Origin of the sequence: Saccharopolyspora sp. NPDC047091 (assembly GCF_040643635.1) — a bacterium.
GTDB lineage: Bacteria > Actinomycetota > Actinomycetes > Mycobacteriales > Pseudonocardiaceae > Saccharopolyspora_C.
In genome coordinates, this window is sequence record NZ_JBEYUS010000001.1 from 131915 (window position 1) to 157579 (window position 25665).

General features: G+C 71.4%; 23 protein-coding genes, 1 tRNA gene and 1 pseudogene. 14 read left to right on the top strand and 11 right to left on the bottom strand.

The features are described 5' to 3' along the window. Positions 1-38 precede the first annotated feature (38 nt). The 5 genes from nuoL (at position 39) to ABZ805_RS00695 (ending at position 8206) form a co-directional block, all read left to right on the top strand. Positions 39-1970, top strand: a complete 1932-nt coding sequence (gene nuoL / locus ABZ805_RS00675) for an NADH-quinone oxidoreductase subunit L (RefSeq protein ID WP_358432717.1) — start codon at positions 39-41, stop codon at positions 1968-1970. A gap of 49 nt (positions 1971-2019) precedes the next feature. Continuing rightward, positions 2020-3597: an NADH-quinone oxidoreductase subunit M gene (locus ABZ805_RS00680; protein ID WP_358432478.1), complete on the top strand. Its 1578-nt coding sequence runs from the start codon at positions 2020-2022 to the stop codon at positions 3595-3597. A 3-nt stretch (positions 3598-3600) separates the two neighbouring features. Next, positions 3601-5163: an NADH-quinone oxidoreductase subunit NuoN gene (gene nuoN / locus ABZ805_RS00685; protein WP_358432480.1), complete on the top strand. Its 1563-nt coding sequence runs from the start codon at positions 3601-3603 to the stop codon at positions 5161-5163. 154 nt (positions 5164-5317) lie between these two features. Beyond that, positions 5318-6244, top strand: a complete 927-nt coding sequence (locus ABZ805_RS00690; protein WP_358432719.1) for a polyprenyl synthetase family protein — start codon at positions 5318-5320, stop codon at positions 6242-6244. A 219-nt stretch (positions 6245-6463) separates the two neighbouring features. Then, positions 6464-8206 carry a hypothetical protein gene (locus ABZ805_RS00695; RefSeq protein WP_358432482.1) on the top strand — a complete coding sequence of 581 codons (1743 nt, stop codon included), beginning with the start codon at positions 6464-6466 and terminating at the stop codon, positions 8204-8206. A gap of 40 nt (positions 8207-8246) precedes the next feature. On the opposite strand, the gene ABZ805_RS00700 is transcribed toward ABZ805_RS00695, so the two are convergent. Further along, positions 8247-8687, bottom strand: a complete 441-nt coding sequence (locus ABZ805_RS00700; RefSeq protein ID WP_358432484.1) for an Lrp/AsnC family transcriptional regulator — start codon at positions 8685-8687, stop codon at positions 8247-8249. A 74-nt stretch (positions 8688-8761) separates the two neighbouring features. Here ABZ805_RS00700 and ddaH point away from each other — a divergent pair, with 74 nt between their 5' ends. Then, on the top strand, positions 8762-9622 hold the full coding sequence (gene ddaH / locus ABZ805_RS00705) for a dimethylargininase (protein WP_358432486.1): 861 nt from the start codon (positions 8762-8764) through the stop codon (positions 9620-9622). Between the two features lie 55 nt (positions 9623-9677). Here ddaH and ABZ805_RS00710 read toward each other — a convergent pair whose 3' ends face one another. Then, positions 9678-10586 (bottom strand): YceI family protein, encoded by a 909-nt coding sequence (locus ABZ805_RS00710; RefSeq protein ID WP_358432488.1) that lies wholly within the window; start codon positions 10584-10586, stop codon positions 9678-9680. A 333-nt stretch (positions 10587-10919) separates the two neighbouring features. Between ABZ805_RS00710 and htpX the strand changes: the two genes are divergently transcribed. Next, positions 10920-11789, top strand: a complete 870-nt coding sequence (gene htpX, locus ABZ805_RS00715) for a zinc metalloprotease HtpX (RefSeq protein WP_358432721.1) — start codon at positions 10920-10922, stop codon at positions 11787-11789. Between the two features lie 34 nt (positions 11790-11823). Here htpX and rfbA read toward each other — a convergent pair whose 3' ends face one another. Together rfbA and ABZ805_RS00725 are read right to left on the bottom strand one after the other, a co-directional pair. Next, the gene (gene rfbA / locus ABZ805_RS00720) at positions 11824-12705 is read right to left on the bottom strand and encodes a glucose-1-phosphate thymidylyltransferase RfbA (protein ID WP_358432490.1); all 882 of its coding nucleotides are present in this window, start codon (positions 12703-12705) and stop codon (positions 11824-11826) included. 534 nt (positions 12706-13239) lie between these two features. Continuing rightward, positions 13240-13731: a YajQ family cyclic di-GMP-binding protein gene (locus ABZ805_RS00725; protein WP_358432492.1), complete on the bottom strand. Its 492-nt coding sequence runs from the start codon at positions 13729-13731 to the stop codon at positions 13240-13242. A gap of 126 nt (positions 13732-13857) precedes the next feature. On the opposite strand from ABZ805_RS00725, the gene ABZ805_RS00730 reads away from it, so the two are divergent. Further along, positions 13858-13938, top strand: a tRNA-Tyr gene (locus ABZ805_RS00730). Positions 13939-14058: 120 nt separating this feature from the next. Here the strand turns inward: ABZ805_RS00730 and ABZ805_RS00735 are convergent. Next, positions 14059-14250, bottom strand: coding sequence for a hypothetical protein (locus ABZ805_RS00735; protein ID WP_358432494.1), 192 nt, complete (start codon positions 14248-14250; stop codon positions 14059-14061). 415 nt (positions 14251-14665) lie between these two features. On the opposite strand from ABZ805_RS00735, the gene ABZ805_RS00740 reads away from it, so the two are divergent. Further along, entirely contained in the window at positions 14666-15298 is a 633-nt protein-coding gene (locus ABZ805_RS00740) for a hypothetical protein (RefSeq protein WP_358432496.1), read from the top strand. Between the two features lie 23 nt (positions 15299-15321). Here the strand turns inward: ABZ805_RS00740 and ABZ805_RS00745 are convergent, their stop codons facing one another. Both ABZ805_RS00745 and ABZ805_RS00750 read right to left on the bottom strand, forming a co-directional pair. Next, positions 15322-15567: a hypothetical protein gene (locus ABZ805_RS00745; protein ID WP_358432498.1), complete on the bottom strand. Its 246-nt coding sequence runs from the start codon at positions 15565-15567 to the stop codon at positions 15322-15324. A gap of 561 nt (positions 15568-16128) precedes the next feature. Then, entirely contained in the window at positions 16129-16953 is an 825-nt protein-coding gene (locus ABZ805_RS00750; RefSeq protein WP_358432500.1) for an SAM-dependent methyltransferase, read from the bottom strand. A 110-nt stretch (positions 16954-17063) separates the two neighbouring features. Here ABZ805_RS00750 and pip point away from each other — a divergent pair, with 110 nt between their 5' ends. Beyond that, entirely contained in the window at positions 17064-18008 is a 945-nt protein-coding gene (pip, locus tag ABZ805_RS00755; protein WP_358432502.1) for a prolyl aminopeptidase, read from the top strand. A 5-nt stretch (positions 18009-18013) separates the two neighbouring features. On the opposite strand, the gene ABZ805_RS00760 is transcribed toward pip, so the two are convergent. The 3 genes and pseudogenes from ABZ805_RS00760 to ABZ805_RS00770 form a co-directional block, all read right to left on the bottom strand. After that, positions 18014-18334 carry a hypothetical protein gene (locus tag ABZ805_RS00760; RefSeq protein WP_358432504.1) on the bottom strand — a complete coding sequence of 107 codons (321 nt, stop codon included), beginning with the start codon at positions 18332-18334 and terminating at the stop codon, positions 18014-18016. A gap of 193 nt (positions 18335-18527) precedes the next feature. Next, positions 18528-18689: pseudogene (locus ABZ805_RS00765) on the bottom strand (helix-turn-helix domain-containing protein); the annotation flags it as partial. A gap of 194 nt (positions 18690-18883) precedes the next feature. After that, complete coding sequence (locus ABZ805_RS00770) at positions 18884-19174, bottom strand: hypothetical protein (protein ID WP_358432506.1); 291 nt, start codon at positions 19172-19174, stop codon at positions 18884-18886. 117 nt (positions 19175-19291) lie between these two features. Between ABZ805_RS00770 and ABZ805_RS00775 the strand changes: the two genes are divergently transcribed. Both ABZ805_RS00775 and ABZ805_RS00780 read left to right on the top strand, forming a co-directional pair. Next, complete coding sequence (locus ABZ805_RS00775; protein WP_358432508.1) at positions 19292-19840, top strand: sigma-70 family RNA polymerase sigma factor; 549 nt, start codon at positions 19292-19294, stop codon at positions 19838-19840. Next, positions 19837-20781: a VOC family protein gene (locus ABZ805_RS00780; RefSeq protein WP_358432510.1), complete on the top strand. Its 945-nt coding sequence runs from the start codon at positions 19837-19839 to the stop codon at positions 20779-20781. Before ABZ805_RS00775 ends, ABZ805_RS00780 begins: the two co-directional genes overlap by 4 nt. Positions 20782-21136: 355 nt before the next feature. Here ABZ805_RS00780 and ABZ805_RS00785 read toward each other — a convergent pair whose 3' ends face one another. Further along, positions 21137-21568 (bottom strand): TIGR03668 family PPOX class F420-dependent oxidoreductase, encoded by a 432-nt coding sequence (locus ABZ805_RS00785; protein WP_358432723.1) that lies wholly within the window; start codon positions 21566-21568, stop codon positions 21137-21139. 28 nt (positions 21569-21596) lie between these two features. On the opposite strand from ABZ805_RS00785, the gene ABZ805_RS00790 reads away from it, so the two are divergent. Continuing rightward, positions 21597-22691 carry an alpha/beta hydrolase gene (locus tag ABZ805_RS00790; RefSeq protein WP_358432512.1) on the top strand — a complete coding sequence of 365 codons (1095 nt, stop codon included), beginning with the start codon at positions 21597-21599 and terminating at the stop codon, positions 22689-22691. Positions 22692-23030: 339 nt separating this feature from the next. Beyond that, positions 23031-25661, top strand: coding sequence for a bifunctional diguanylate cyclase/phosphodiesterase (locus tag ABZ805_RS00795; RefSeq protein ID WP_358432514.1), 2631 nt, complete (start codon positions 23031-23033; stop codon positions 25659-25661). Positions 25662-25665: the final 4 nt, after the last annotated feature.

Below are 25665 nucleotides of genomic sequence, written 5' to 3' on the forward strand. Positions count from 1 at the left end.
GTCCCGATCTCCTCGCCGTGCAGGCCGCGCAAGGCCCCGTGCAGGGCGGCGCCTGGCTCCTCATCGCGCTGCCGCTGCTCGGCGCCGCCGTGCTGCTGATCGCGGGCCGCCGCGCCGACGGGTGGGGACACCTGCTGGGCAGCGCCACCGTGATCGCGGCGTTCGCCTACGGGGTGGCGCTGTTCACGAGCATCGCGGGCGACGCGCAACCGGTGCGCGAGCTGCACGTGTTCTCCTGGATCCCGGTCGAGGCGCTGCAGGTCGACTTCGGGCTCCGGCTGGACCCGCTGTCGATGGTGTTCGTGCTGCTGATCACCGGGGTGGGCGCGCTGATCCACCTCTACTCGATCGGCTACATGGCGCACGACCAGGAAGGCCGCACCGGGCGGGACAACACCGAGCGGCGGCGCTTCTTCGCCTACCTGAACCTGTTCGTCGCCGCGATGCTGGTGCTGGTGCTGGGCAACAGCTTCGTGACGCTGTACCTCGGCTGGGAGGGCGTCGGCCTGGCGTCCTACCTGCTGATCGGGTTCTGGCAGCAGCGGCCCTCGGCGGCCGCGGCCGCGACCAAGGCGTTCGTGATGAACCGGGTCGGCGACGTCGGGCTCGCCCTCGCGATCTTCCTGCTGTTCGCGAAGCTCGGCACCACCCAGTACACCGAGGTCTTCGCCCGCGCGGGCGAGCTGAGCCCCGGCGTGCTGCTGGCGATCACGCTGCTGCTGCTCCTCGGCGCCTGCGGCAAGTCCGGCCAGGTCCCGCTGCAGGCGTGGCTGCCGGACGCGATGGAAGGCCCCACCCCGGTGTCCGCGCTGATCCACGCGGCGACCATGGTCACCGCGGGCGTCTACCTGATCGCCCGCTCCAACCCGCTGTACACGCTGTCCCCGGACGGCAGGCTCGTCGTCACCATCATCGGTGCGGTGACGCTGCTGGTCGGCTGCGTCATCGGCTGCGCCTACGACGACATCAAGAAGGTGCTGGCCTACTCGACGGTGAGCCAGATCGGCTACATGATCCTCGCCGTCGGGCTCGGGCCCGCCGGGTACGCGCTCGGCATCATGCACCTGCTCACCCACGGGTTCTTCAAGGCCGGGCTGTTCCTCGGCGCCGGGTCGGTGATGCACGCGATGCGCGACGAGGTGAACATGCGCCGGTTCGGCGGGCTCGCCAAGCACCTGCCGATCACCTTCGCCACCTTCGCGCTCGGCTACCTGGCGCTGATCGGGTTCCCGTTCCTGTCTGGCTACTACTCGAAGGACGCGATCATCGAGGCCGCGTTCGGCCAGGACGGCTGGCGCGGCTGGGTGTTCGGCGGGGCCGCGCTGCTCGGCGCCGCGCTCACCGCGTTCTACATGACCCGGCTGGTGCTGATGACCTTCTTCGGCGAGAAGCGCTGGCAGGACCTGAAGACCGCGGACGGGCAGGACTACCACCCGCACGAATCCCCGGCGATCATGACCGGGCCGATGATCGTGCTGGCCGTCGGCTCGGTCGGGGCGGGTATGTTCCTCGCCTCCGGCGACCGGCTGGTCACCTTCCTCGCTCCCTCGCTCGGGGCGCTGGAGGAATCGCACGGCGGGGCGCTGCCGCACTCGGTGATCCCGGTGCTGACCGTGGTGCTCTCCGCGCTCGGCGCCCTCACCGCCTGGCTGCTCGTCGGCCGCAAACCCGTGCCGGTCACCCGGCCCGAGCGGGTCTCGCCGGTGGTGCGGGCCGCCCGCGCCGACCTCGGCGGCAACGCGCTCAACGACGCCGTCGCCGTCCGGCCGACCGCCGGGCTCACCCGCGGCCTGGTCGCCTTCGACCGCGCCGCCGTCGACGGCGCCGTCACCGGGCTCGCCGGCGCGCTCCAGCTCGGCTCCGGCTGGGCGCGGCGCAGGCAGAACGGGTTCGTGCGCTCCTACGCGCTGTCCATGCTCTGCGGCGGCGTGCTGCTGATCGGGGCGCTGCTGGTGGTGGGCACGCCATGACCGACCGCACCCGAATCCAGCCGAACCTCCCGGGGGAAGAGGAGATCCGATGACCCTGCTCCTCGTGCTCGTCCTGCTGCCGCTGGCGGGCGCCGTCGCCGTCGGGCTGCTGCGCCGCAACGCGCCGGTGGCGAAGTGGACCGCGCTCGCCGTGTCGCTCGCCGAGTTCGCCGTCGCGATCGCCGCCTGGGCCGCCTACGACCCGGCCGGGCCGCGGCTGCAACTGGCCAGCTCCGTCGAGTGGATCCCGGCGTTCGACATCCGGGTGTCCTTCGCCGTCGACGGCATCGCGCTCGTCATGATCGCCGTGATCGCGCTGCTGATGCCGCTGGTGCTCGGCTTCAGCTGGGGCGAACGGCTGCCCGAAGGGCGCAGCCACGGCGGGTTCTTCTCGCTGCTGCTGGTGGAGCAGGCGCTGACGGTGGCCGTGTTCGCGGCGACCGACGTGTTCCTGTTCTACGTGCTGTTCGAGATCATGCTGATCCCGATGTACTTCCTCATCGGCGGCTACGGCGGTGAGCGCGGCAAGTACGCGGCGGTGAAGTTCTTCCTGTACTCGTTCCTCGGCGGCCTGATCATGCTGGCCGCCGCGATCGGGGCCTACGCCTACGCGCTGCGGACCACCGGCGAAGGCACCTTCGACTGGGCGCGGCTGGTGCCGATCCTCGCCGACGCGCCGATCGCCGTGCAGGTGTGGATCTTCCTGGGCTTCTTCACCGCCTTCGCGATCAAGGCGCCGCTGGTGCCGCTGCACACCTGGCTGCCGGACGCCGCCGAGCAGGCGCCGATCGGCGTCGCCGTGATCGTCGTCGGCGTGCTGGACAAGGTCGGCACCTTCGGCTTCCTGCGCTACAGCCTGCCGCTCACCCCGGACGCCTCCCAGCTGCTGGCGCCGCTGGTGCTCGTGCTGGCGGTGCTCGGCGTGCTCTACGGCTCGCTGCAGGCGTTCGGGCAGACCGACCTGAAGCGGTTCATCGCCTACGTGTCCATCGCGCACTTCGGGTTCATCGCGCTCGGGATCTTCGCCTACACCTCGCAGGCGCAGGTCGGGGCCGTGTCCTACATGCTCAACCACAGCCTGGCGACCGGGCTGCTCATCCTGGTCATCGGCATGATCATCGCGCGCGGCGGGTCCACCCGGATCGCCGACTACGGCGGGATGGCCAAGATCACGCCGCTGCTGGCGGGCACCCTGCTCATCGCCGGGCTCAGCACCCTGTCGCTGCCCGGCACCAACTCGTTCATCAGCGAGTTCCTGGTGCTGCTGGGCGCCTTCCCGACGCAGCCCGTCTACACGGTGCTCGCCACCATCGGGATGGTGCTCGCCGCCGTCTACGTGCTGCGGCTCTACCAGCGGATCATGCAGGGCCCGGTGCGCGGCGACGCGCTCGTCGGCACCGCGGGCGGCCCCGGCGCCGTCGCGGACCCGAACCGGCCCGGCGCGCACCGAGCCCGGGTGCTCGACCTGCGGCCGCGGGAGATCGCCGTGCTGACCCCGCTGATCGTGCTGGTGCTCGCGCTCGGCGTGTACCCGAAACCGGTGCTGGACGTGATCACCCCGTCGGTCGGGGCGACCATGAGCGAGGTCGGCGTCACCGACCCCGTGACCTCGCAAGGAGGGAACTGAACAGTGGGTGCCACTCAGGTCGCGGTCCACGCGCAGCAGATTCCGATCCCACCGATCGACTACGCCGCCATCACGCCGGTGCTCGTCGTGCTCGGCGCCGCCTGCATCAGCGTGCTCGTCGAGGCCTTCGTGCCCCGCCGGTCCCGCTGGACCGCCCAGGTCGCGCTGAGCCTGCTGGCGCTCGTCGTCGCCGGGATCGCCCTCGGGCTGCACGCCCGCTCCGGCGGCACCGGCGTCACCACCCTGTCCGACGCGCTGGCCGTGGACGCGCCCACGCTGTTCCTGTGGGGAACGCTGCTCGGCCTCGGCATCGCGGCGATCCTGCTCATCGCGGACCGCTCGGTGGAACCCGGCGGCGCGTTCGTCGCCGAGTCCGCCGCCGAAGCCGAGCAGGACCACGGGAACCGCGGCGGGGGCGCCGGGATGCGCACCGAGGTCTTCCCGCTCGCCCTGTTCTCGCTCGGCGGGATGATGGTGTTCTGCGCGGCCAACGACCTGCTCACGATGTTCATCGCGCTGGAAGTGCTGAGCCTGCCGCTGTACCTGATGTGCGGGCTCGCGAAGCGCCGCAGGCTGCTCTCGCAGGAAGCGGCGGTGAAGTACTTCCTGCTCGGTGCGTTCGCCTCCGCGTTCTTCCTGTACGGGCTGGCGCTGCTCTACGGCTACGCCGGTTCGGTGCGGCTCGCCGACATCGCCGCGGCCACCTCGACCAGCGACCGCTCCGAGACGCTGCTGTTCGCCGGGATCGGGCTGCTCGTCATCGGCCTGCTGTTCAAGGCCTCCGTCGGCCCGTTCCACACCTGGACGCCGGACGTCTACCAGGGCGCCCCGACCGCGGTCACCGGATTCATGGCCGCCTGCACCAAGGTCGCCGCGTTCGGCGCGATCCTCCGGGTGCTGCAGGTCGCGCTGCAGGCCTCCAGCTGGGAGTGGCGCGGCGTCATGTGGGCCGTCGCGATCGTGTCCATGGTGATCGGCGTGGTCCTCGGGCTCACCCAGAACGACATCAAGCGGATGATCGCCTACTCGTCCATCGCGCACGCCGGGTTCCTGCTCATCGGGTCGATCTCGCTCACCGAACGTGGCCTGTCGGGCACGATGTTCTACCTGCTGGCCTACGGGTTCACCACGATCGCCGTGTTCGGTGTGATCAGCCTCGTGCGCACCGCGGAGGGTGAGGCTACTCACCTTTCCGACTGGGCCGGGTTGGCGAAGCGTTCACCGGTGCTCGCGGCGGTGTTCACGTTCCTGCTGTTCGCCCTCGCCGGTATCCCGCTGACGAGCGGTTTCATCGGAAAGTTCGTGGTCTTCGAGGCCGCGCTGTCGGACGGGATGGCCCCGCTGGTGGTGGTGGCCCTGGTGGCCAGTGCGGTTGCGGCGTTCTTCTACCTTCGTGTCATCGTGCTGATGTACTTCAGCGAGCCGGCCGCCGACGGGCCCACCGTCAGCGTGCCGGGTGCGTTCACAACCGCGGCGATCACGTTGGGCGTGGTCGTGACGCTGTTGCTGGGCGTGCTGCCCACGGTGGCCCTGGACTGGGCCGGTGTGGGTGGTTTCGTGTCGTAGAGTGCCCGCCCGTAGGGCGACTCGGTGGGGGAGCGAAGGCGACGGTGACGTGAGCAGCCCATCTGGTGAACCGGTCAGGAACGTGGCTGGCAGTACTGCTGCGAGCGGGTTCGACATCGACGATCCGGCCCTGGCCGAGTCGATCTCCGCGGGCATGGCCCGGGTCGAAGCGCTGCTGCACGAGTCGGTGCGCAGCGAGTTCGACTTCGCGACCCGTACTTCGCTGCACCTGGTGGACGCGGGCGGTAAGCGGTTCCGCCCGCTGTTCGCGCTGCTGGCGGCGCACTTCGCCGACCCGTCGCCGGACGAGGTGATCACCTCGGCGGCGGTGGTGGAGATGGTGCACCTCGCGACGCTGTACCACGACGACGTGATGGACGAGGCCACGATGCGCCGCGGCGCGGCCAGCGCGAACGTGCGCTGGGACAACTCGGTCGCGATCCTCACCGGCGACTTCCTGATGGCGCACGCCTCCCGGATGGTCGCGGACCTCGGCGCGGACGCGGTGCGGCGGATGGCCACCACCTTCGAGGCGCTGGTCACCGGGCAGCTGCGCGAGACGATCGGCGCGGGCGAGGGGCAGGACCTGGAGGAGCACTACCTCCAGGTGATCTACGAGAAGACCGGTTCGCTGATCGCGACCTCCGGCCGGTTCGGCGCCACCGCGGCGGGAGCGACTCCGGAGCAGGTCGCGGCTCTGGAATCGTTCGGCAAGAGCATCGGGATCGCCTTCCAGATCTCCGACGACGTGATCGACATCGCCTCGCCCGCGGCGGATTCCGGGAAGACGCCCGGGACCGACCTGCGCGAGGGCGTGCTGACGCTGCCGATGATCTACGCGCGGGATGCGGCGGACACCGACCCGCGGCTGCTGGAACTGCTGGGCGAACCGCTGCACGAGGACGAGGACGTGGCGGAGGCGTTGAAGCTGCTGCGCGAGTCCAGCGGGCTGCGGCGGGCGCGCGCCACGCTCGACGAGTACGCGGAGGAGGCGCGCGCGGTGCTGGCGGAGCTCCCGGACTGCTCCGCGCGAACCGCCCTGGAAGCGCTGGTCCACTACGTGGTGGCCCGGACCCGCTGACATCGCTGGACGCGGTCGCCGGGGCCGGTCCGCGCGGGCCGCTCGGACCACCCGGCGGTGTCGGACAGTGAACGCTCGGTGCAGGTGAGTCACTCCGTCGGGGCCGATTCTGGTCTCGGTCGGGTGGAGTCCTGCGCCGAGGTACGGGGCCGAGCGTGCGCGGAGTAGCCTGTCCACGCTCACGGTGCCCCACGTGGCCTTTGAGGGAGGGCGTCGCCGGTGGTGTGGCTGTTTACGCAGGTGTGGTTGTGGAGTGTCGCCGCGTTCCTGCTCGGATCTGTGATCACCTGGTTGCTGTTCGTGCTGCCGTTGCGGCGCAGGCTGCGGAAGGTGACCTCCGAGTTCACCGAGTACGTGGAGCACCAGGACGCGCGGCACGACCGGCAGATCTGGCGCAGCCACCAGCCCTCGCCGCCGCTGAGCGTGGAGCGCACCGCGGTGCAGCCGCGTTGGGAGCAGGACGCCGGGCAGCTCGCCGAGCCGGACGAGGACGACGAGCCGCGCACCGCGCGGCTGCCGGAGCCGGAGCGGCCCACGACGCCGGTCACCCGCTCCGCGGGCGCGCACTCCGGGTCGGCCCACGCAGCGCCGTCCCCTTCCGCGCCGTCCCAGCCCGAGGCCGAACCGGCCACCGAACAGCCCGCCGACTCGCGGGCCGAGGTCTCGGTGCGCGGCGGTTCCCAGGTCGCCGACCTGGTGGTGGACGACGCCGCGACCACCGCGCACGAACCCGTCGAGGAGCCCGCCCGCGCCGTCGGCGACCCGTCCCTCCCGGTCCGGAACCCCGGCGCCTGGAAGGACGACAGCCCGTACGCGGGCCGGTCCAGCGGGGGTTGGTGGCCCAGCCGCGTCCGCGAGGACGAGGAGGCCGCCCAGCACTCCGAGCCGGGGCGCCCGGACGCGACCCAGCGCCTCGACGCGAGCCGGCACGCCGACGGAACCCAGCACGCCGACGGAACCCAGCACGACGGAACCCAGCGCCCCGACGACGCCCAGTCGAGCCGCCGGTCCGCGCCGTGGACCATCCCGACCGGCCAGGACGACGTCGAGGACGCCGAGCGGCCCACCTCCGCGGACATCGGCCAGGCCCTCGGGCGCGGCGCGAACACCGACCCGGTGGCGGACCGGCCCGTCGAATCGGCCAGCACCTGGTTCCAGAAGAACGCCGCACCCGACGAGTCGGAGATCGCCCGCCCGGCGCGGTCGACCGGCGGCAACGAGATCTTCACCCGGCCCGAGACGCCGCACCGCTCCGGTCCGCCCGGGCTGTCCGGCGCCGCCGAGCTGTCCGCGGCGCTGGGCCTGTCGGACCTGGCGGAGTCGCCGCGGCCCGCGGCGGACGTGCCGCGCGAGCCCGAACCGGCGCCGGAACCCGCGTGGGCCGAGCCCGCCCGCTCCGAGCAGTCCCAGCCCGCGCACGACCGTTCCGGGCGCGACCGCTCCTCGCACGACCAGCCGGGGCACGACCAGCCCGGGCACGACCGCTCCGCGCACGACCAGCCCGCGAGCGACCGGTCCGAGACCGGCCGACCGGAGCACGGCGACGACCACGGCTTCGCCGGGAACCTGCGCGCGCTGGTGGAGAGCCGGGCGCACGAGTTCACCGACCAGGCCGCGCCCGAGCCGGCCTTGGACATCCCGGTGCTCGCCGAGTCCGAGCAGACCCCGCTGCCACGCCGCACCCCGGGCGCGGGCCCGCGGCCCGGCATGCAGCGGTCCGCCAAGCCGCAGGCCGCCTGGCACGCCGACCCGCAGGCGCAGGCGAACCGCAGGCGCGAGTCGCTGGCCGCGCCGCAGGAGCCGTCGCAGCAGGACGGCCACATGATCAAGGGCGACTTCGGTTCCCGCCGCTACCACGCCCCGGACTCGCCGCACTACGACCGCGTCGTCGCCGAGGTGTGGTTCCGGACGGAGGCGGACGCGGAGGAAGCGGGCTTCCAGCACTGGAACTCCGGCAGCTGACCTGCCGCGCAGCCGCCCCCGCCACCGCGCGGGGGCGGCTTCACGGTTGCGGCGGGCGCTCCAGCAACCGGGACAGCACCACGGTGGACACGGTCCGGCTGATGAACTCGACGCCGCGCAACCGTTCCAGCGCGGTCTCCAGGTGGTGGATGTCGGCGGCCCGCAGGTGCACGATCGCGTCCGCGGGCCCGGACACCGTGTAGGCGGCGACGACTTCGGGCAGCGGTTCGAGTCCGCTGCGGATGCGGTGCGTGGGCACGTTCCCGTGGCAGTGCACTTCGACGAACGCCTCGGTTCCCCAGCCCAGCGCCTCGGGATCGACGACGGCGGTGAAGCCGCGCAGCACGCCCTGGTCCAGCAGCTTGTCGACCCGTCGCTTCACCGCGGGCGCGGACAGCCCCACCACGGCGCCGATCTCGGCGTAGCTGGCGCGCGCGTCCGTCACCAGTTGCGAAACGATTCGCTGATCCAAGGCATCCATGCGCAACATACTGCCGTATTTCGCGCAATGGAGCGTTGTTGAAGGTGGTCGGGGGCGGGATTAGATTTCGTATCATGACGACCGCCCTGGTGGATCCGCGCGCCGAGACCCGGACCGGATCCCGCACGCCGACGCCGCGCGACTACGTGATGTGCCCGCCGGAGCACTTCGCGGTGGAGTACGTGATCAACCCGTGGATGGATCCGGACCGGCCGGTGGACGTCGAGCTCGCGCTGCGCCAGTGGGAGGAGCTGAAGCGGACCTACGAGCGGCTGGGGCACGCGGTGTCGGTGGTGCCCGCGCAGCCGGGGCTGCCGGACATGGTGTTCGCCGCGAACTCCGGCACCGTCATCGGCGGCCGGGTGCTGGGTTCCCGGTTCCGCGCGGAGCAGCGGGCCGCGGAGGCGGAGCACTTCCGCCGCTGGTTCGCCGCGAACGGCTACCGCGAGATCGTGATGCCGTCGCGGATCAACGAGGCGGAGGGCGACTTCGCGTGGACCGGTGGCCTGCTGCTGGCGGGCACCGGCTTCCGCACTGACCCGGACGCGCACGCGGAGGCGCAGGAGGCGCTGGGCGTGCCGGTGGTGTCGTTGCGGCTGGTCGACGCCCGCTTCTACCACCTGGACACGGCGCTGTTCGTGCTGGAACAGGGCGAGCACCCGCAGATCGCCTACTACCCGGAGGCGTTCTCGGCGGGTTCGCGGCGGGTGCTGGAGCGGTTGTTCCCGGACGCGGTCGTCGCGGATGCCGCGGACGCCGAGTGCCTGGGGTTGAACGGGGTCTCCGACGGGCGGCACGTGGTGCTGCCGCTGGAGGCGACCGGGCTGGCCGCGAAGCTGCGGGCCCGCGGTTACGAGCCGATCCACGTGGACATCTCGGAACTGCGCAAATCGGGTGGCGGGCCGAAGTGCTGCACGATGGAGCTGCACGGCTGACCGGCCGCGCGTTCGGGGGCGCCGACGGTTCCCCGCAACCGCCGGCGCGGATCGATCACTGTTCCAGCACTGCCTGCACGCCGAGTTCGATCTCGATGGTCGGACCGACGACGGCGATGCCCTTGGCGAGGGTGGCCTGCCAGTTCACCGCGTAGTCCTCGCGGCGCAGCGTGGTGCTGGCGCGGCAGGCGGCCCGCCGGTCGCTCTCGAACCCGGGCCCCTGCCAGGTCCGCTGCCCGAGGTACGCGGTGTCGAGCTGCACGTTGCTGCTGGTGCCGCGGAGCGTGAAGGCGCCGTCGATGAGCCAGCGGTCGCCGCGGACCTGGTGGAACTTGGTGCTGCTGAAGTACAGCTTCGGGTAGTTCTCCACGTCGAGGAAGTCCGCGGACCGCAGGTGGGTGTCCCGCATGTTCACCCCGGTGTCGATGCTGTCGGCGTCGATGACGACGTCGATCCGGGAGTCCTCGAAGCGGCGCCCGACCTGGATCTGCCCCTCGAAGGAGTTGAACCGGCCGCGGATCTTCGACATGCCGACGTGCTGCGCGACGAAGTGGATCTCGGTGTGCGTGGGGTCGAAGGTCCACGTGCCGGGCTGCGGCAGCGCCAGCGAGTTGTCCGATTCGAGCCGCACGCCGCCGAGCGAGGTGTGCTGGTTGACCCGGACCTCGATGCGGGCGCTCTTTCGCTTGAAGCCGCCGGCGTTGATCGAGATCTTGTGCATACCGGGCTGCACCGTTGCAAGGAACGAGCCGTAGCTGTCCGTGTCGGCCTGGGCGATCTGCTGGTTGAGCCGGTCGGTGATGGTGACCGTGGCGCCCGGCAGCAGCTTGCCCATCTCGTCGTGCACCTGGCAGCTGATCACGCCGCCGTCGAGGGGGGTTTCCGGCAGGTAGCCGGCGTTCCCGGCGCCGGGACGTGGGGCGGCGCCCGTGTTCCCGCGGCGCCTGCGCAGTTTGGCGAACATCTTGGATCCTTTCCGCTCTCCCGCCCACCCCCTGTGCGGAAGAGTCGTTCATTCGGTGGCGCGGTCATGCTAGGCCGAAACGATCTCGGCGTCCCGATCCCGTGCAGGATGATCCAAACTATGCAGGTCATCGTTGCATAACGGTCGAACCGGTCTGGACCTCTCGGGTGGTGCGGGGCACTCCGCCGCGGCGGAACTCCACCCGCGCGCCACGCGTTCTCCCAGTGGGTCCCGATCGGAACGGCGCAACGATTCCGCAGGTCCGAGGCGATCCCAGGAAGTTCCGGAGGCGAACGAGCGGTGAGCGGCGACAGGTACGGAGGGCACAGCGCGGTGGGTGGGCACGTCAACGGACTCAAGACCGCACTGCTGCTGGGCGGGATGAGCGCCCTGGTCCTTCTGGTGGGCTCCTTGTTCGGCCGAGTGGGCCTGGTCGTGGCGCTGGTCGTGGCGCTCGGCATGAACGGCTACGCCTATTTCAATTCGGCAAAGCTGGCGTTGCGTTCCATGCACGCCCGGCCCGTGTCGGAGGCGGAGCAGCCCGCGATGTACCGCATCGTGCGGGAGCTGGCGACCTCCGCGCGGCAGCCGATGCCCGCGCTCTACATCAGCCCCACCCGGGCGCCGAACGCGTTCGCCACCGGCCGCAACCCGCGCAACGCGGCGGTGTGCTGCACCAGCGGCATCCTCGAACTGCTCGACGAGCGCGAGCTGCGCGCCGTGCTCGGGCACGAGCTGTCCCACGTGTACAACCGGGACATCCTGATCTCCAGCGTGGCCGGGGCGCTGGCCAGCGTGGTCACCTTCCTGGCGAACTTCGGGATGCTGTTCGGCATGTTCGGCGGCAACGACGAGGACCGGCCCAGCCCGGTCGCGATGCTGCTGATCGCCCTGCTGGGCCCGGTGGCCGCCGCGGTGGTGCAGATGGCGGTGAGCCGGTCCCGCGAGTACCAGGCCGACGCGTCCGGCGCGGAGCTCACCGGCGATCCGCTGGCGCTCGCCTCCGCGCTGCGCAAGCTGGAGCGCGGCACCCAGCAGGCGCCGCTCGCCCCCGAACCGCAGCTGGTGTCGCAGTCGCACCTGATGATCGCGAACCCGTTCCGGCCGGGGGAGCGGATGGCGCGCCTGTTCTCCACCCACCCGCCGATCAGCGAGCGGGTGCAGCGGCTCGAAGGGATGGCCGGCCGCAGGCTGATGCCCTGACGCAGGCTGATGTCCTGAAGCGGCCGGGCCCGCGTCAGGTGCCCGCGCCCGCCGAGCGCGCGACGTCCATGACGTACTCGCCGTAGGCGGACTTCGCGAGCTTGGCACCGAGCGCGTGGCACTGGTCGGCGGAGATGAACCCCATCCGCAGCGCGATCTCCTCCAGGCAGGCGATGCGCACGCCCTGCCGGTGCTCCAGCACCTGCACGAACTGCCCGGCCTCCAGCAGCGAGTCGTGCGTGCCGGTGTCCAGCCACGCGTAGCCGCGCCCCAGCTCGGTGAGGTGGGCGCGCCCCTGCTCCAGGTAGGTCGTGTTGACGTCGGTGATCTCCAGCTCGCCGCGCGGCGAGGGGGCCAGGCCGCGCGCGATCTCCACCACGTCGTTGTCGTAGAAGTACAGGCCGGTGATGGCCTTGTTGGACCGCGGGTGCTCCGGTTTCTCCACGATGGAGACGAGCTTGCCGTTCCCGTCGACCTCGCCCACGCCGTAGCGGTGCGGGTCCCGGACCGGATAGCCGAACAGCGTGCAGCCGTCCAGGTCCCGGGTGGACTGCTGCAGCACCCGGGAGAAGCCCTGCCCGTAGAAGATGTTGTCGCCGAGCACCAGCGCCACCGGGTCACCGCCGATGAAGTCGGCGCCGATCACGAACGCCTCGGCGAGCCCGTTCGGCTGCGGCTGCTCCGCGTACTCGATGTTGATGCCGAACTGGGAGCCGTCGCCGAGCAGGCGCCGGAACAGCGGCAGGTCCACCGGGGTCGAGATGAGCAGCACGTCCCGCATGCCGGCGAGCATCAGCACCGACAGCGGGTAGTACACCATCGGCTTGTCGTAGACCGGGAGCAGCTGCTTGGACACGGCCTGCGTCAGCGGGTGCAGCCGGGTGCCGCTGCCCCCCGCGAGCACGATTCCTCTCACCCGGCATCCCTCCAGAGCCCGTGGGTCGGCCCCCACGGTAGTCGACCGGATTCGGGGTTCCGCCGGGTTTCCCAGGCGCAGTGGGCCACCGCACGGGGATGCTCCGCCGGGCTGCCCGGCCGGGGCTCGCCGGGCGCGGTGGGCCCCCTGGGGTTGCTCGGCCGGGGCTCGGCGCGAGGGCCTTGGGCAACCGCACGGGGCGTTGCTCGGCCGGGTCGCGAAGCCCGGCGCACTGGGTCCCCGAACGGGGGTGCTTCGCGGGTACTGCTCGGCCGGGTCGCGATGCCGGGTGCGGGACATCGGAGCGCGGCGCCCCGGTCGTCGCGGACGTCGTTGCGGGTCGCCGGGCGCTGAGTCCGCCTAGATCGTCTTCTCGGCGCCCGGACGCTCCGGCAGTCGCACGGCCGCCCGATCGGGCGACAGCGGCGATCGTAGGCGGTGTTGCGGGTGCGTGCCGACATCCCGGACCGGGTGCTGCCTCCCCGTGATGGCACCCGGCCCGGCCGCGCCGGTCCACGTCGGGGCGTCCGACGATCAGCGGAAGTTCTCGAACTGCAGCGCCACGTCGAAGTCGGTGGCCTTCAGCAGCTGGATGACGTTCTGCAGGTCGTCCTTCTTCTTGCCGGAGATCCGCAGCTGGTCGCCCTGGATCTGCGCCTGCACGCCCTTCGGGCCCTCGTCGCGGATCTTCTTCGAGATCTTCTTCGCGACGTCCTGCTCGATGCCCTGCACCACCTTGCCGCTGACCCGGTAGATCTGCCCCGAGCTGGCGGGCTCACCGACGTCGAAGGCCTTCAGCGAGATGCCCCGCTTGATCAACTTCTCCTTGAAGACCTCGATCGCGGCACGGCACCGCTCCTCGGTCTCCGACTCCAGTGCGATCCCCTCCTGCCCGGACCACTGGATCTTCGTTCCGGTGCCGCGGAAGTCGAACCGGTTGGCGAGCTCCTTCGCCGCCTGGTTCAGCGCGTTGTCCACTTCCTGCCGGTCCACCTTGCTCACCACGTCGAACGACGGGTCTGCCACCTCGCGCACCTCCTGTTGGGAACGGGCCTTGTCGCCCGGACACGCTACCGGCCCCACCCCCTCGGGAAGCGGTCGCCGCGAGTCTGTATCCTTGTTCCCGCAAGCCAACGAGAGTCGGCTAGCGAAGCCAGGTTGCCCGAGCGGCCAAAGGGAGCTGACTGTAAATCAGCCGCGCAAGCTTCGGAGGTTCGAATCCTCCACCTGGCACACCAGCCGAAACGGCCCGGTGAACTGCAAGAACAGGGTCACCGGGCCGTTTTGTGTTGTCCGGTCGTGTCCGGCTAGCTACGGGTCTTCACGGCCGTCTGTGCCATATACGTGCCACAGTTAGGCGTCGCCGAGAAGATCTTGGACTCGCTGCCGGGCCGCCGTCTCGCCTCCGTCGAGGCACTTCGCGTAGACCCGGAGCAGGACGTGCACGCTGTGTCCCGCCCACTCGGCTACGCGCGTGGGTTCCACGCCGGCGTTGAGCCAGGTGGAGACCGCGGCGTGGCGGAGGTCGTAGGGACGCTTCGCCAACGGCGACGCCTGGACCTCCTCGGTAGACACCGCAGCGCGGGCACGCGCCCACACGCGGCCGTAGACGCTGCTTCCGAGCCGCCCGCCGCTTCGCTGGCCGGGGAACAGCCGACCGTCAGGCGCGGTGCCGTACAGCCGCAGATGGCGGTTCAGGTAGTTCGTGAGGCCCGGCGAGCAGGGGACCGGGCGACCGACTCCATCGGGTTCACCGGAGCAGCTTCCTTTCCCGTGCGAAGTCGAGTGCTTCCTTCAACGTCGTCCGTACGCAGTCGTTGATCCACGCACCAGCGACATCGTCACCATCTACACGGGCCCCGTCTCGAAAACGACTGGACCGAATGCGCCTACTGGGCTCCCGCGTCGACCCACGACGCGCAACCACGCAGTGAGTGGCAGTCCACATATCCTACCCAGCATGCGGCCAACGGGAGTGCGGCAACGGATCCAGGAACTTCGTGACCAGGAACAGGAACAAGTCCGGGCTCGTCCGCAGCTCGCCCTGCGGCGAGAGCTGACCGACTTCATCCACGGATGCGCGCTGCTGTCCTACGGCGACGTTAGCGGTAGCGGGCTTATCGAGCCCTACCGTAAGGTCCTCGCGCTCTGGAACGAACCGACACAACACCGCACCGGGAGTCGTTTCGAGCGGATGAGTTTCGACTGCATCGAGCAGCTGCGGGTCTGCGAGCCGCTAGCCGAAGTGGCCGCAGGACCGCAGCGAGACGCAGTCCGTGACGACGACGCGGCAGGGCCGGTGTTCGCGCGAATTCCGCCGAGCGTTCTCGTCGGCCGTGACACTCCCGACGCCCACTTCCCCATGGCCTGCCTGAACGCGGCCGGCTCTTTGCTGGACGACGTCATCACCCCGTACCGCGCGAGCCTGCTGATCACCAGCGTCGGCTACTTCGAGCCGACCGAAGAACGCGAACTGCTCGCAGCGATGAAAACCCTCCGCGTTCGTTACGAAGACCACCCCCAAGGTCGCCTAGCCGTAGACGACGACATCACCCGAGAACTTCGAACCTGGTTTGAGGCTGTTCCTCTGTAAAAAGCGAGTGCAGCGCTCGTCGCTCAGGTGTTTCGGGTAATTCCGGGAGCCTCGGCAAGAGATCCGAGCATCGACCGAGCCGCCTCGGCCTGCCCGCCTTCGTCGATGCGCTCGACCCGCTCGGCCGCGTGCCGGTACCCGCCAAGCGTGCCGGAGAGGTGGCGGGGCTCTTCAGCCTCCCGGCGGGCGCACCGCGCCGAATCTGTGCCCGGATCTGTCAGGAAGAGAGCGTTGTTCGTGGTCAGCGCCCCGCGTCGCGTGGTCTGCATCAGCCGCGCAAGCTTCGGAGGTTCGAATCCTCCACCTGGCACACCAGCCGAAACGGCCCGGTGACCTGCTGAGGCAGGGTCACCGGGCCGTTTTCGTGGCCACGTACGGCCTGTCCGGGGCCGGCGTGACAGGTTCGTGCTACGACGAGCACGGAAATCCCGTGGTTCGAGGTGCTGATGGAACGCATATCGTCACGATCGCTGGTAGCCGCGACGGTCATCCTGGCGCTGACGCTGGTCGCCTTGCTGTCGACGACCGCTTCGTCGTCCTTGCTTCCGGGGCCGGTCTTGTGGGGTCTCGTAGTCCTCGTCGTGCTCCTGCTCGGCGCAAGCTTGACCGAGCTCGGCAGGCGGAAGCGACGTGGACGGACGTGATGCAGCACGGCCACACCCGCAGTTCGGAGCCGGCGCAGCTCGTCGAGTAGATGGCGCCCTGCTCGGCTTGGGGCTCATTCGGATGCATGCGCGGTTCGCCGGACGACGATGACCGGAGCCCGCGGGTGCGCTGAACACGTGGGAGCAACCTCGACAACGCGTGAGCGGTCTCCGCGAGCTGCCCCGCTACCGCAGCACCCCCACCACCGCCCAGGTGTTCGCGACGGGGCTGTCGGGGTCGGGTTCGGAGTCCGGGCGCCAGGTGGTGACGAGGGTGGCGCCGGGTTCGAGGATCTCGTAGCCGGCCAGCAGCCCGTCTGCTTCGGAGATGGGGCGGGGGAACACCGGGGTCGAGGTGCGCTGGTAGATCGCCAAGCCTTCGTCCACTGTGGAGGGTGCGAGGTTCTCGGCGGTGGTGTGCGACAGGGCGAGGAAGCTGCCGGGGACGCAGGCGTCGCGGTAGGTGGCGAGGACGCCCGCCGGGTCCTGGTCGTCGCGGACGAAGTGCAGCACGCTGATCGCGAGGACCGCGACCGGCCTGCTGAAGTCCAGGAGCTTCGCCACGCCGGGAGCGGCGAGCACCTTCTCCGGCTCGGTCAGGTCGGCTTGGGTGACCGACACCCGCTCGTCGCCGCGCAGCAGCCTGCGGCTGTGCGCCACCGCGATCGGTTCCCGGTCCACGTAGGCGATGCGGGCTTCCGGGTCGATCTGGTGGGCGATCTCGTGCACGTTGCCGACGGTGGGCACGCCGGATCCCAGGTCGAGGAACTGGTTCACCCCGGAGTCCAGGATCATCCGCACGGCGCGGCCGAGGAAGGCGCGGTTCGCGCGCGCGGTGGAAGCGACGCTCGGCAGCACCGCGATCTGCTCGTCGGCCGTCGCGCGGTCCACCGCGAAGTTCGCCGAGCCGCCCAGGTAGTAGTCGTACATCCGGGCCGCGTTCGGACCGCTCGTGTCCGGGCTACCGGTGATGCCGGACAGGTCGGGCGCGGACTGCCGTTCCGGGGGCACCGGAACCTCCTCTGCTCAGGCGCTGGACACCCGGAAGTATGCGTGGTCGGCCGGGGGGAACGACAGAGCGAATCTTCTGAGCGGACCGCGAGCCTCGATAGCCTGCGGAGATGTACCCGGAGATCGAACCCCACGACAGCGGGCGGCTCGATGTCGGCGACGGCCACCGGATGCACTGGGAAGTGTGCGGCTCCCCGGACGGGAAACCGGTGGTGGTGTTGCACGGCGGGCCCGGCGGCGGCTGCGGGCCGGGCTGGCGGCGCTACTTCGACCCGGACGCGTACCGGATCGTGCTGTTCGACCAGCGCGGCTGCGGGCGCAGCATGCCGAACGCAGGCGAACCGGACGCCGACCTGGCCACGAACACCACGCACCACCTGGTGGCGGACGTCGAACTGCTGCGCCGCCACCTCGGCGTCGAGCGGTGGATGGTGTTCGGCGGGTCGTGGGGTTCCACGCTGGGGCTGGCGTACGCGGAACTGCACCCGGAGCGGGTCACCGAACTCGTGCTGTTCAGTGTCGGCACCACCACGCACCGCGAGGTCGACTGGATCACGCGGGACATGCGGCGCGTGTTCCCCGAGCAGTGGGAGCGGTTCCGCGCCGGCGTCCCCGCGGCCGACCGGGACGGCAGGCTCGTCGACGCCTACAACCGGTTGCTGCACGACCCGGACCCCGCGGTGCGGGCGCGGGCGGCGCTGGACTGGTGCCGCTGGGAGGAAGCGCACGTGGCGGTGGGGCACGCCCGCCCCGATCCGCGCTACGCGGACCCCGCGTTCCGGCTGACGTTCGCGCGGCTGGTCACGCACTACTGGCGGCACGGCGCGTGGTTCGCCGATGGCGAGCTGCTGCGGAACGCGGTGCGGCTCAACGGGATTCCGGGTGCGCTCGTGCACGGCCGGAACGACGTGAGCACCCCGCCGGACACCGCGTGGCACCTGGCGCAGGTGTGGGCGGACGCGGAACTGCGGCTGGTCGACGACGCGGGGCACGGCGGGCGCGGTGCCGTGGCGGATGTGCTGGTCGAGGTCACGGACCGCTTCGCCGGGCGCTGATCCGGTCAGCCGGTGCTCGACGAGTGGGCCGAGGACCAGGCGTCGCGGGCGGCGCGCTGCGCCCGGTCCACCTCGGCGAACGTCCCGGCACGCTCCCCGTCGCCCAGCGCGTCGGCGATCCCGGCGAGCACGTCGGAGGTCTCCGCCGCCGCGCGGGCGAACGACGCGTGCAGCGGCTCCGGCACGGAACTCGCCGGGCCCTCGCCGGGGCCAGCCTCCCGGTCGATCGCGACCGCGGCGTCCCACGACGCGCTGACCTGGGCGAACGCGTCCAGCAGGTTGCGCCACGCGGTGAGCTGCTCGGTGGTCGGTTCCGGTGCGTTCATGGGGCTCCTCCCGTCGGTCTCCGCCGGAGGGTGCCCAGCTCGGGACGCGATCACGCGTGGTGGTCGAGTTCGTCCTGCGGCACCGGTCCGGCGCGCCGGGGGTCTGAGCCGGACTGGTCATGCGCGGGCCCCCGCGCCGCTCGCGGTCCCACTCCCGGTAGTCGCGGCCCCACCGTTCGAGCTGGTCGGTGAGGGTGCGCAGGCTTTCGCCGACCTCGCTGGCGGAGTACTCCACCTCGGGTGGCACCTGGTGGTGGACGGTGCGCACCACCAGGCCGTCGGCCTCCCGCTCGCGCAGCTGCCCGGTGAGCATCCGCGGCGTGATGCCGGGCAGCGCGCGGCCCAGTTCACCGAAGCTGTCCTGATCGCACCCGCGGTCGAGGCTTTCCGCATGACTTCGGTGCTCTGGACGCGGTGACCCCGAGCAGGGCGGCGCTCGCCGACCTGGACCGGGCTCACGCCGCTCGGGAGGGGGCGATGGTCGATGCGCTGCTCAGGCCGCTCGCCGGCATCGAGGACGTCGAACTCGCACGAGCGGCCGGGGCGCGGTCACGTGCGGAAGACGAGTTCGTCCGCCTGCGCCAAGCCGTCCTGCAGGGCGGCGCGGTCCGCCGCGGCGAGGGTGTCGGGGAAGTCGGGTCCGGCCGCCTTCACCAGCACCAGCAGCTTCTTGCCGATGCCCCGCGCCTGGGTGGTGCGGAGCAGCGGGGCGCTCAGCGCGCTCCGGGAATCGGTGATCAGCCGCCGGTAGCGGTGGTTGAGCTCGGCGTGCTCGTCGAGGACGTCCAGCGCCGCCGCGAGGCGGGACAGCTCGGGGGAGGGGACCAGCTCTTCGGACACGCACCGCAGGTTAGAGGCCGCCGTCGAGCCCCTCGTGCGCGGTGCCGACCTCGCATCACCCGAACGGAGGGCGGTCGAGGGCGTCGGAGCTCCGCGCTCCCGAACGACTATGGGGATGTGAAGCGACCGCAGGTGCAACCGGACCCGGCGGCGGCGTTGCTCGAGATGTACGACGAGGCGCTGCCGCAGGTGTACGGCTATCTGCTCGGTCGTTCCGGGGATCACGCGTTGAGCGAGGATTTGACCGCGGACACGTTCCTCGCGGCGGTGCAGGCCGCCCGGGAACGGTCGGGCAACCCGCCGACGGTGGCGTGGCTGGTCGGCATCGCCCGGCACAAGCTCGCCGACCACTGGCGCGCGATCGGCCGGGAACGGCGCGGGCTGGAACGGCTGGAACAGCAGGAACCACGGGACGAAGCGGACCTGTGGGACATCCGGTTGGACGCGTTGTGGGCACGGGAGGTGCTGGCGAGGTTGGGCGAGCACCACCGCGCGGCGTTGACGCTGCGCTACCTCGACGGGCTGCCCGTGCCCGAGGTCGCCGAGCACCTGGACCGGACCGTGCACGCCACCGAGGCCCTGCTGGTCCGGGCCAGAGCGGCGTTCCGCCGCGAGTACGAAGCAACCAGCGACGCACCGGGCACCGGAGGAGGGCGACGGCGATGACCGATCCGTTCGACGTTCTTCGCGAGCCGATCGTGCCCGCCGAGCCGTCCCCGCAGTTCGCCAGGCGACTGCGGGAGCGGCTGGAGCGCGCGCTGCTCGACGACCGAGGAGTGACCATGACCGACACCGAATCCACCCGTCCCGGTGCCGCGCGCGAGCAGCGGGCGGACCTGTCCGACCGGGTGGCCATGACGCTGACGCCGTACCTCGCCGTGTCGGACGCGCAGCGGGCGATCGACTGGTACGGCGCGGTGCTCGGTGCCCGGCTGCGCGCCGAGCCGTACGCGATGACCGACGGCAGGCTCGGGCACGTGGAGCTCGACGTCGGCGGCAGCGCGCTGTTCCTGGCCGATGAGTTCCCCGAGATCGACATGCTCGCGCCGGTGCACCGCGGCGGCGCCAGCACGACCCTGCACGTCGAGGTCCCGGACGTGGACGCCGTCGTGCAGCGCGCGCGGGAGCACGGCGCGACCGCGGTGGGCGACGTCGAGGAGCACCCCTACGGCCGCTCCGGCCGGTTCGACGACCCGTTCGGCCACCGGTGGATGATCATGACCCCGCCCGGGCGGGCCGGGGCGAGCGCCGACCCCGCGGCGTCGCGGCCACCGCGGCACGGGGACATCGACTACATCACCATCGCCACGCCGGACACCGCGCTCGCGAAGGAGTTCTACGGCGCCGTCCTCGGCTGGCGGTTCGGCCCCGGCAACGTCGAGGACGGCTGGCAGATCGAGGACGTGCGGCCGATGGCGGGGATGCACGGCAGCGACACCGGCGAAGTGACCCTCTGCTTCCGGGCGGACGACTTGGACGCCACGCTCGCCAAGGTCCGGGAGCAGGGCGGGAACGCGGGCGAGCCGGCGGACATGCCCTACGGGCGGCTCGCGACCTGCACCGACAACCAGGGGCGGACGTTCTACCTGCTGGGGGCCGCCGGGTGATCCGCGGTGGTCGAGCGCCCGGCGGCGACCACCCGGCGCCGGGCGTCCGGGCCTGACCGGCCAGGCCCGAAACGGCGATCGGCCGGTACCTGATCACCCGGCGCCTGGCCGTCCAGCCCCTGATCACCCGGCCCAGCCCACCCCGGTTGCTGACCACCAATCCCTGCCCAGCCTGGTCCCGGACCACCCAGTTCCAGACCACCCGGTTCTCGACCGGCCCTGCGCCGGACCGCTCGGTGGTCCACCGCCCGCGCCCGGCGCACGAGCCGGTAACCGGTCGCCGACCCCCGCACGCGAAGTCCACCGGGATCCCGCCGCCCGATCCGGCGGTACGAGGAGCCGACGGAAGGAGGGTTCAGCCGTGAGAGTGATCACCAGCGGCGCGCCAGCCGCTCCACCGCGACACCCGCACGACGATCAACGTCAGCTGCGGTGGCCGCTGCCGGTACTGCTCGTACTTCGCCGTGAGCGCCGCCACCAGCCGCGGGTGCTGCTCGGCCGCGGCGAGCTCGGCGAGCCCGTCGGCACGCGCCCACCACAACTGCTCCCAGTCCTCGGCGTAGTGGTCCACGAGCAGGGTGACCTGCGGATTCCGCTCGATGTTGCGCAGGCGTCGCAGGGCGGTCGTCGACTTCGGCTTGTGGTCGACGGCGGTCACCAGCGAGTCGCCGTCGACCGCGAACGTGATCGGGACCAGGTGCGGTCGGCCCGCCGGGTCGGCGGTCGCCAGCCGAGCCACCCGGGCCTCCTGGAACCAGTAGCGAGCCTGCTCGTGGCCGATGCGCATCGCGATGCCCACTCCGTATTTTCGTGGTGTGCGAGCAGTTTCCGAACCAGGATCCGACACCGTCGTCGGTCCCAGCTACGCGGAGCACCGGCACTGGCTCCGCTACCAGGAGTACTTCCCCAGCGGGCTCAGCCTGGACCAGCCCGACGGGGGACCGCGCGGCTCGGCGGGCCGACTCCTGACCGGCCGGGGCCTGCCGACCGAGGCGCTGCCGAACGCGGCGGTGCGGCCCGAGGCGCCGGCCCCGGGCATGCCGGTCGAGGAGTGGTGGGCCTGGCGCGGCAGACGCGTGCACCTGGACCGGATTCCGCGGCCGCACGCACCGGCGAAGGTCATCGCGCTGCACGGGATCGGCGGCTACGGGCGGATGCTCACGCCCTACGGCAGGCTGCCCGCGCTCGCCGACCTGGAATTCCTCGCGCCCGACCTGCCGGGCTTCGGCCTGACCTCCAGCGGGTTGCGCAACGCCACCTACGCCGGCTGGCTGCGGTGCGTCACCGACCTGATCGCGGCGGAGCGGCGAACGGACCAGCGGCCCATCGTCCTGATGGGGGTCGGCTCCGCTGGGCGGCTGGCCTACGACGTGGCCGCACGTGCGGGAGCCGATGGCTCGGTCGCCGGAGTCCTGGTGACCGGGCTCGCGGACCCGCGGCGGGACGAGGTGCGCCGCATGCTGGCGACCACGCCCGAAGTGGGCCGGTGGTCCGGGTTGCTCGGGCTGCTGCCCGGCTCGGTGCCGATGCCGCTGCCCCCGGCTTGGGCTCCGGTGCGGTGGCTGGTGAACATCGCCGCGATGTCCAACCACGCCCAGTTCGCGCACGCGATCTGGGCCGACCCGCTCGCCGGCGGGAACTGGATGTCGCTGGGCTTCCTGCGCAGCTACCTCGCCGCCGCGCCCGCGGTGGAGCCGGAGGACTACGCGGGGCCGCCGCTGCTGCTGGCGCACCCCGCCGAGGACCGCTGGACCCCGCCGCGGCTGTCCCGGGAGTTCTACGACCGCCTCGGCTCGCGGGGGAGGTTCGCCGAACTCAACGGCGCCGGGCACCTGCCGACCGAAGAATCGGGGCTGGCTGATCTCGATCGAGCGGTCCGTGATTACGTAGACGAACTGGGCTTGGCCTGACCGTTGCTCCGATTGACGGAACTACGGTCACTATCCGTGTTTCGCGGATACTCTCCGCATGGTCACTGATCGGTTGCTGCGGCCTTTTTCACATTGCTCCTGGCCGGGTCACCGGGACATGGGGGCGCTGGAACCGCCAGGATGGTACCGGCCGAAGTCGCTGGTCAGTTCGATGTCTGCGCAGGTGGTCCGTGCGCGCACCGCGCGCCGGGCGGCTCGAAAATGGATCTTGACGGCGTTCGGCGGGCCGCTGGCCCCTGGCCAACCGTGCCCGTCGTGAGTCACGATCGGCTCGGCAATCCGGTGCGACATTCGTGTCGCCGGGCAGGAGGAGGGTGGATGATCGAGAGTCACCACACCCTCGATCCGGAGGCGACGCTGGACACCCCGCGTCCGCCGGTGCGGGCCGAGGTCGATCCGGCGCGTCGGCGGGTGTTCACCGCGTTCTCCGCGGTCACGCTCCTGGTCGGGCTGCTCGTGTCCGGTCTGACGTCCTCCGCGCTGGAGTTCCGCTACGACGCCAGCCTGCTCTACATCGGGCCGCTGCTGGCCATCGGCTTCCTCGTCGCGGAACAGCTCACCATCGACGTGGACGTGAAGCGCGTCGGCTGGACCATCTCCTTCACCGAGATCCCGCTGATCCTCGGTCTGCTGACCGCGCCGTTCGAAGTGGTGCTCGCGGCCAACCTGCTCGCCGGGCTCGGCGCCCAGGTCGGGCGGCGCGCCGCCACGCACGTCGTCTACAACGCGGGCGTGCTCTGCTTGGAGATCGCGGTGCCGTTCGCGATCGCCACCGCCGTGCAGCGCGCCCTGCCGCAGACCGCCCCGGACTGGTTCGGCCCGGTCGTCGGCACCCTGACCTCCCCGCTGATCAGCTGCGCCTTCGCGCTCGCCGCGCTGCACGTGCTCGGCGGTGCGATGCGGGTCAGCGCCGCCGGGAGGTTGTCCGTGCGCACCCTCGCCGTCGGGCTGCTCAACACCTCCGTCGGGCTGATCGGCTACGAGGTGGCGAAGAGCACCCGCTGGGGCTGGCTGCTGGTGGCGCTCGTCGCGGTCGCCGTCATCGGTCTCTACCGCGCGTACTCCGGCCTGCTGCGGGAGCAGCGCGACCTGGAGGCGCTCAGCGACGTGAGCCTCAGCGTCGCCCGGTCCGGCCAGGCCGCGGTGCGCAACCCCTCCGAGCCGGAGGACAACACCACCTCGGTCACCGAGTGGGAACCGGTCGCCGAACGCATCCGGGAACAGCTCAACGCCACCCGCGTGGTGCTGCGCCTGCGGCTGGACCCGCGCGGCGAGGTGAGCACCCTCGTCGCAGGTGAACCGCTCCCCGAAGCCGCCCGGATCGCCGGGCCGCAGGCGTTGCGCGACGACCCGCTGCTGCAGCTCCCGGGCAGTCACGTCCGGTCCTTCCGCACCCTCGAAGCACCCGACGAGGTGCGCCGCGCGCTGCGGATGCGCGGCGCCTACGAATCGCTGGTAGTGCCGCTGCGCGGGGCGAACCAGCTGCTCGGCGCGGTGGAGGCGCACGACCGGGTCAGCCGGTGGCGTGGCTTCGGTCGCGCCGACGTGCGGCTGCTGCACACCCTCGCCAGCCACCTGGCCACCGCCATGGACAACCGGCGGCTGCTGGCGCGGCTGCGGCACGACGCCTACCACGACCTGCTCACCGGCCTGCTGAACCGCGCGGGCTTCCGCGAGATGGCGGCGGAGGAGCTGCGCGCCGGGCGGACCGCGGTGGTGGTGCGGGTGGACCTGGACCTGCTGACCACGGTCAGCGAAGCCCTCGGCTACACGTGGGGCGACCGGATCGTCGTCGCCGCCGGGCAGCGGATGCTCGGCGAGCTCGGCCCGGAAGTACCGCTGGCCCGGCTGGAGGCCAACTCGTTCTCGGTACTGCTCATCGACCACACCGAGGAGCAGGCCCACGAGGTCGGCACCCGGCTCTGCGAGGTGATCGGCGAGTCCTACCCGCTGGACCGGCTCGTCGTGGAGGCGGGCGGTGTCGCCGGGTACTCCTCGTCCGCCCCGGCCGACGCGGACGCCGAGAACGACATCGACACGCTGCTGCAGCACGCCGACGTGGCGGTGCGCGCCGCGCGCAACGCCAAGGACGTGGTCCGGGGCTACGCCCCGGCGATGGGCCAGGTGTTCCTGCGCCGCTTCCAGCTGGTCACCCAGTTCCGGCAGGCGCTGGACACCGGCCAGGTCGAAGTGCACTACCAGCCGAAGGTCGCGCTGCCCGGCAGGCAGGTCGTCGGCGCCGAAGCGCTGGTGCGCTGGTGGCACCCCGAGTACGGCCGGCTCGACCCGGACGAGTTCGTGCCCGTCGTCGAAGCCACCGGCCTGGTCGACGCGCTGACGTCCTTCGTGATGGAGCGCGCGCTGATCAAGGTGCGGGAGTGGATGGACCGGGATCTGCGGATGTCGGTCGCGGTGAACCTGTCGGTGCGCAACCTCAACGACGAGTCCTTCCCGGACCGGGTGGCGGAGGCGCTGCGCCGCCACGACGTGCCGCCGGAGCTGCTCACCTTCGAGCTCACCGAGTCCTCGGTGATGGAGGAACCGGAGCGCTCCATGCCGGTGCTGCGGCGGCTGCACGCGCTCGGCGTGGTGCTGGCCGTGGACGACTTCGGTACCGGGTACTCCTCGCTGGCGTACCTGCGGACGCTGCCCGTCGACGAGGTGAAGATCGACAAGAGCTTCGTGCTCGGCATGGGCACCGACCTCAGCGACATGGCCGTGGTGCGCACCATCGTGGAGCTCGGGCACTCGCTGGACCTGGTCGTGGTCGCCGAGGGCGTGGAGGACGACGCGGCCCGGGACCAGCTCGTCGGGATGCGCTGCGACATCGCGCAGGGCTACCTGATCTCGCGGCCGCTGCCGGAGGACCGGCTGGAGGCCTGGCTGCAGGCGCGGACCGTGAAGGCCCGCGGCGCCAAGTCCGAGACGGTGCTCACACTCGTGCACTGATCGT

What these genes read in the sequence shown, in the direction of transcription:
- ABZ805_RS00690 (WP_358432719.1), top strand. Translation starts at nt 5,318, where the DNA reads ATGGCCCGGGTCGAAGCGCTGCTGCACGAGTCGGTGCGCAGCGAGTTC.
- ABZ805_RS00795 (WP_358432514.1), top strand. Translation starts at nt 23,031, where the DNA reads ATGATCGAGAGTCACCACACCCTCGATCCGGAGGCGACGCTGGACACC.
- ABZ805_RS00760 (WP_358432504.1), bottom strand. Translation starts at nt 18,334, where the DNA reads ATGAACGCACCGGAACCGACCACCGAGCAGCTCACCGCGTGGCGCAAC.
- ABZ805_RS00785 (WP_358432723.1), bottom strand. Translation starts at nt 21,568, where the DNA reads ATGCGCATCGGCCACGAGCAGGCTCGCTACTGGTTCCAGGAGGCCCGG.
- ddaH (WP_358432486.1), top strand. Translation starts at nt 8,762, where the DNA reads ATGACGACCGCCCTGGTGGATCCGCGCGCCGAGACCCGGACCGGATCC.
- ABZ805_RS00680 (WP_358432478.1), top strand. Translation starts at nt 2,020, where the DNA reads ATGACCCTGCTCCTCGTGCTCGTCCTGCTGCCGCTGGCGGGCGCCGTC.
- ABZ805_RS00745 (WP_358432498.1), bottom strand. Translation starts at nt 15,567, where the DNA reads ATGCAGACCACGCGACGCGGGGCGCTGACCACGAACAACGCTCTCTTC.
- ABZ805_RS00780 (WP_358432510.1), top strand. Translation starts at nt 19,837, where the DNA reads ATGACCGATCCGTTCGACGTTCTTCGCGAGCCGATCGTGCCCGCCGAG.
- ABZ805_RS00740 (WP_358432496.1), top strand. Translation starts at nt 14,666, where the DNA reads ATGCGGCCAACGGGAGTGCGGCAACGGATCCAGGAACTTCGTGACCAG.
- ABZ805_RS00700 (WP_358432484.1), bottom strand. Translation starts at nt 8,687, where the DNA reads ATGGATGCCTTGGATCAGCGAATCGTTTCGCAACTGGTGACGGACGCG.
- pip (WP_358432502.1), top strand. Translation starts at nt 17,064, where the DNA reads ATGTACCCGGAGATCGAACCCCACGACAGCGGGCGGCTCGATGTCGGC.
- ABZ805_RS00710 (WP_358432488.1), bottom strand. Translation starts at nt 10,586, where the DNA reads ATGTTCGCCAAACTGCGCAGGCGCCGCGGGAACACGGGCGCCGCCCCA.